Here is a 4,174-nt window from a genome sequence, read left to right as displayed (position 1 = left end):
GGCCTGCGCCGCCACCGCCGGCAGCAGCGCGGTCGGTATCGCGACTGTGCCGCCGACCGGCGGGTCGGCCGGTCGGCCGGCCCCGAGTCGTTCGGCCACCCGGGCGGCGGTCGGCCGGCGGGTCGGGTCGGTGGCCAGGCAGGCCAGGGTGAGCGCCACCAGGTCGGTGGGGAGACCGGGCACGTCCGGCGGGGGTACGGGGTCCCCCCGTTCGTACGCCTCGACCGCCTCGGCGAAGGTCCGCACCCGCAGCGGCGTACGGCCGGTCACCGCGCGGTAGAGCAGCGCGCCGAGGGCGTACACGTCGCTGGCCGGGTCGGCCGGGCCGGGTGCGAGGCGCTCCGGCGCGGTGTAGGCGGGGGTGCCGATCAGGAGGGTGTCACCGGCGCGCCCGGTCGCCGGGTGTGGCCCGGCGAGGGCGGCGATTCCGAAGTCGAGCACCTTCGCACCGGTCTCGGTGAGCATGACGTTGCCGGGTTTGACGTCGCGGTGCACCACCCCGATCCGGTGCGCCGCGGCCAGGGCTGCGGCCACCTCACCGACCGTCCGGGCCGCCTCCGGCCAGGGCAGGGGCCCCGAGGTGAGCCGGTGGGCGAGGTTCTCCCCGGCGACCAGCTCCATGACCAGGTACGGCACCACGACCCCGTCGGTGAGCGTCGCCTCGCCGTAGTCGTACACGTGGGTCACGTAGGGATGGGTGAGCCGGGCGGCGGCGCGGGCCTCCCGCTGGATGGTCGCTCTCAGGTGCGGGTCGGCGGCGAACCGGGCGACGAGGGCCTTGACCGCGACGGGTCGGCCCAGCACCTCGTCCTCGGCTCGCCAGACCTCGGACATCCCACCGAGACCGATACGTTCCCGGAGGATGTAGCGGCCGTGCAGTCGCAGGGCGGGGGTGAACGGCGACATGATGGACTCAGTCTGCCTGTCGGGTTCGGCACCCACCAGTCACAGCTTGCTCATACCCACCCGGGTACGCCGGGGTGGTGGGGACGCTCAGCGGTACAGCTCGTCGATGATCCGGGTGAGGATCTCCGGGGTACGCTCCGGCGGCTCGGCCTCGACACAGAGCCGTTCCATGGCCACCGCGTAGAAGTCGAGGTCCTCCCGCTTGTCGAGGTAGATGGCGCTGGTGAGCTGTTCGATGTAGACGATGTCGGGCAGGTCCTGGTCGCCGAAGCGCAGGATGGTGAAGGCCCCACCGGCGGCGGCGTGCCCTCCGGCGTGGAAGGGGATGACCTGTACCCGGATGTGCGGGGTGCGGGTGGCCTCGATCAGGGCGGTGAGTTGGCCCCGCATCACCTCGGCCCCGCCGATGGGGCGCCGGAGCGCCGCCTCGTCGACCACCGCCCACAGGTGTGGCGGGCCGGGCCGGCGGAGCAGTTCCTGGCGGTGTATCCGCAGGTCGACCCGGCGGTCCAGCTCGTCCGGTCGGGCCCGCCGGTGGCCGAGCTGCACCACCGCCCGGGCGTAGTCGCGGGTCTGGAGCAGGCCGGGTACGAACTGGACCTCGTAGCTGCGGATCAGGGCGGCCGCCGCCTCCAGCCCCAGGTAGGACTGGAACCACGTGGGCAGGACGTCGCCGAACCGGTGCCACCAGCCCGGGTTGTTGGCGTCCCGGGCCAACTTCAGCAGGGTGTCGCGTTCCTTGACGTCGGTGACGCCGTAGAGGGTGAGCAGATCGGCCACGTCGCGTTCCTTGAACCCGACCCGACCCAGTTCCATCCGGCTGATCTTGGACTCGGAGGCACGGATCTCCCAACCGGCTCCTTCACGAGTCACCCCGCAGCTTTCACGCAGCCGACGCAGCTGCGCCCCGAGCAGCATCCGCAGCACGGTCGGGCCGGTCGCGGGACCGCCCTCGGCTGGAACCATCGTCACGTGCCGCCCCTCCACCTGCTACTCGTCGACCGGACCCCGGCCCGGCCGACGAGTAAGCATGCCATGGACCGACGGTGAGGAGAACTCCCCGGGGCCGATCAATCGAGTCCCGCCTACGGGACCATGGGTGAGCGGTCCACCACCTCAGGTGATCAGGTGGTCGAAGTCGCCGTCGCGGGCGCCGAGCACGAATGCGGTGATCTCGTCCACTGTGTAGATCAGGGCCGGCCCCTCCGGATGCCGGGAGTTACGCACAGCGATGCCGGCTCCACCCGGCAGTTCCGCGATTTCGACGCAGTTACCACTCGGGTTGCTGCGCCGGCTCTTCTGCCACCTCAGCGGTGGGAGCTGGCTGGTGGGAACGCCGTTCTGTGGTTGCTGCATGGGGCGTCTTTCTCTCAACCGGCCGCCGGCACCGGGGAGGAGCGGAGTCGGCGAGCGGTGCGGTGGCGACTGAACGCAAAATGCACGTGCATCTGCTATTGCATCTGCAATGGACAGCGAGCATGATAACGCAGGAGCGGGTGTGAACATCCGTTCACTTTGAGTTACTGCACCACGAGTTCTGACCAGGGAAAACAATGGCCCGGCGGAGGCGCCTCGTCTGCCCTGCCGCGGCCGGACCGAGCTGCGGTGATGGGAGGGGCACGTGCCGGATCCATTGACGGTCGCGTCCGGCATCTCCGCCGTCGGGGCGCTCGTCTCGGCCTGGCAACTACACCGCCGGACCCTGCGCGCCGAGGCGGAGATCGCGCACCTGCAGGCCGAGTTGACAGCCGAGCGACACGCCGCCAGCCACGACCCGCTCACCGGGCTACCCAACCGGCGGGCGTTCTACCGGCTGGCCGCCACCCTGCTCACCGACGCCGAGGGCAAGCACCTGGTCGCCGTCGTCCTCGACCTCGACGACTTCAAACAGATCAACGACAGCTACGGGCACGCCGTCGGCGACCACGTGCTGATCAGCGTCGCCGAACGGCTCGCCGCCTTCGCCGGCGAGAACCTGGTCGCCCGACTGGGCGGCGACGAGTTCGCCGGGCTGCTCGCCGGCCCCACCCTGGACCGTCGGTGGATCGACCACTCGGCGCGGCGACTCAGCGAGATGATGGCCGCGCCGATCCAGCTCGGCACCCTCACCCTCCGGGTCACCGCCTCGGTCGGACTGGCACCGGTCACCTGCCCCAAACAGCTCGCCGAGGCGCTCTGCCAGGCCGACGCGGAGATGTACCGGGCCAAGGGCCTGACCGGCACCCGATCCGCCCGGCAGCTCGTCGCCGACTACTGAGACCCCACACCACTGAGATCCCAGGGCCGCCGGGTCCCGACGGCCCGACCGGCCCCGCCGGTCACGGAACCGAGGACGTGGTGACCGGGCCGAAGACGTGGTGACCGAGCCGAGGACGTGGTGACCGGGCCGAGGATGCGCCGCCCGGTGGACGGGGGTCAGCGCCAGCCGTACCCGGCCCGCAGGGCGGCTGCCACCCTGTCGAAACGGGACCGGTCCAGCACCGCCCCCTCCCGCCGGATGCCGTCCTCCCGCATCGTCAGGACCCGGTCCAGGCGTACCCAGCTGGGCCGGTTGTCCCGGTCCCACTCCCCCGGCCCCAGGGCCAGCCAGTGCCGCTGCCCGTCCCGGTCACCCTGGCTGGAGAGCATGAGGCCGAAGAGGGTACGGCTGTGTCGCCCCACCACCAGGACCGGGCGGTCCTTGCCCTGCTTGGGGTCGTCCTCGTACGGCACCCAGGTCCACACCACCTCACCCGGGTCGGCCTGGCCGTCCGGCTCCGGGGCGTAGGTCAGCTCCCGCCCCTGCAACGCCGTGACCTGACGGCCGCGGGCCACCTGGGCCGGGGTGGGTCCACCCCGCTGCCGGGGCAGGGTCGCCTCCCGGGCCACCCGACTGATCCTCGCCGCCACGTTCCTCAACAGACCTGCCACGACCGGGAGCCTAGTACCCCACCGCGTACGCACCCCGCCTGGCCGACCGTACGGTCGGGTGCCGGGACCGGGCGGGGTCCCGGACGGTTACCGTGACGGCATGGGCAACCCGACTCGCTGGGCCACCGACACCGGTCCGGAGCACTCGCAGTGGTACGTCGACCGGTTCCGCCAGCTGGCCGCCGAGGGCGCGGACCTGGCCGGGGAGGCCCGGCTGGTGGACGCCATGGTCGCACCGGGCACCCGGATCCTGGACGCCGGATGCGGCACCGGCCGGGTGGGGGCCGCCCTGGCCGCCCGGGGGCACACGGTGGTCGGGGTGGACGCCGACCCGGTACTCGTCGAGGCCGCCCGCGCC

The 4,174-nt window shown here is 72.2% G+C and carries 6 protein-coding genes; 2 read left to right on the top strand and 4 right to left on the bottom strand.

Translation table 11 applies throughout. From position 1 onward, the window contains the following. From ABT336_RS26930 to ABT336_RS26920, 3 genes are all read right to left on the bottom strand, one after another. Positions 1 to 942: serine/threonine-protein kinase (locus tag ABT336_RS26930; RefSeq protein ID WP_350900335.1), on the bottom strand; the 942-nt coding region annotated here is incomplete at its 3' end. Positions 943 to 993: 51 nt separating this feature from the next. Continuing rightward, the gene (locus ABT336_RS26925; protein WP_350900333.1) at positions 994 to 1,878 is read right to left on the bottom strand and encodes a Sco1979 family transcriptional regulator; all 885 of its coding nucleotides are present in this window, start codon (positions 1,876 to 1,878) and stop codon (positions 994 to 996) included. Positions 1,879 to 2,022: 144 nt separating this feature from the next. Beyond that, positions 2,023 to 2,262: a DUF397 domain-containing protein gene (locus ABT336_RS26920; RefSeq protein ID WP_350900331.1), complete on the bottom strand. Its 240-nt coding sequence runs from the start codon at positions 2,260 to 2,262 to the stop codon at positions 2,023 to 2,025. 265 nt (positions 2,263 to 2,527) lie between these two features. Between ABT336_RS26920 and ABT336_RS26915 the strand changes: the two genes are divergently transcribed. Next, positions 2,528 to 3,163, top strand: a complete 636-nt coding sequence (locus tag ABT336_RS26915) for a GGDEF domain-containing protein (RefSeq protein WP_350900329.1) — start codon at positions 2,528 to 2,530, stop codon at positions 3,161 to 3,163. A gap of 158 nt (positions 3,164 to 3,321) precedes the next feature. Here ABT336_RS26915 and ABT336_RS26910 read toward each other — a convergent pair whose 3' ends face one another. Next, complete coding sequence (locus ABT336_RS26910; RefSeq protein WP_350900327.1) at positions 3,322 to 3,816, bottom strand: type II toxin-antitoxin system PemK/MazF family toxin; 495 nt, start codon at positions 3,814 to 3,816, stop codon at positions 3,322 to 3,324. Positions 3,817 to 3,916: 100 nt separating this feature from the next. On the opposite strand from ABT336_RS26910, the gene ABT336_RS26905 reads away from it, so the two are divergent. Continuing rightward, the coding region (locus ABT336_RS26905; protein ID WP_350900325.1) for a class I SAM-dependent methyltransferase at positions 3,917 to 4,174 on the top strand (258 nt) is incomplete at its 3' end.

Origin of the sequence: Micromonospora sp. NPDC000207 (assembly GCF_040300925.1) — a bacterium.
Taxonomy (GTDB): Bacteria; Actinomycetota; Actinomycetes; order Mycobacteriales; family Micromonosporaceae; genus Micromonospora.
This window is presented reverse-complemented; position numbering and strand designations above follow the sequence as displayed.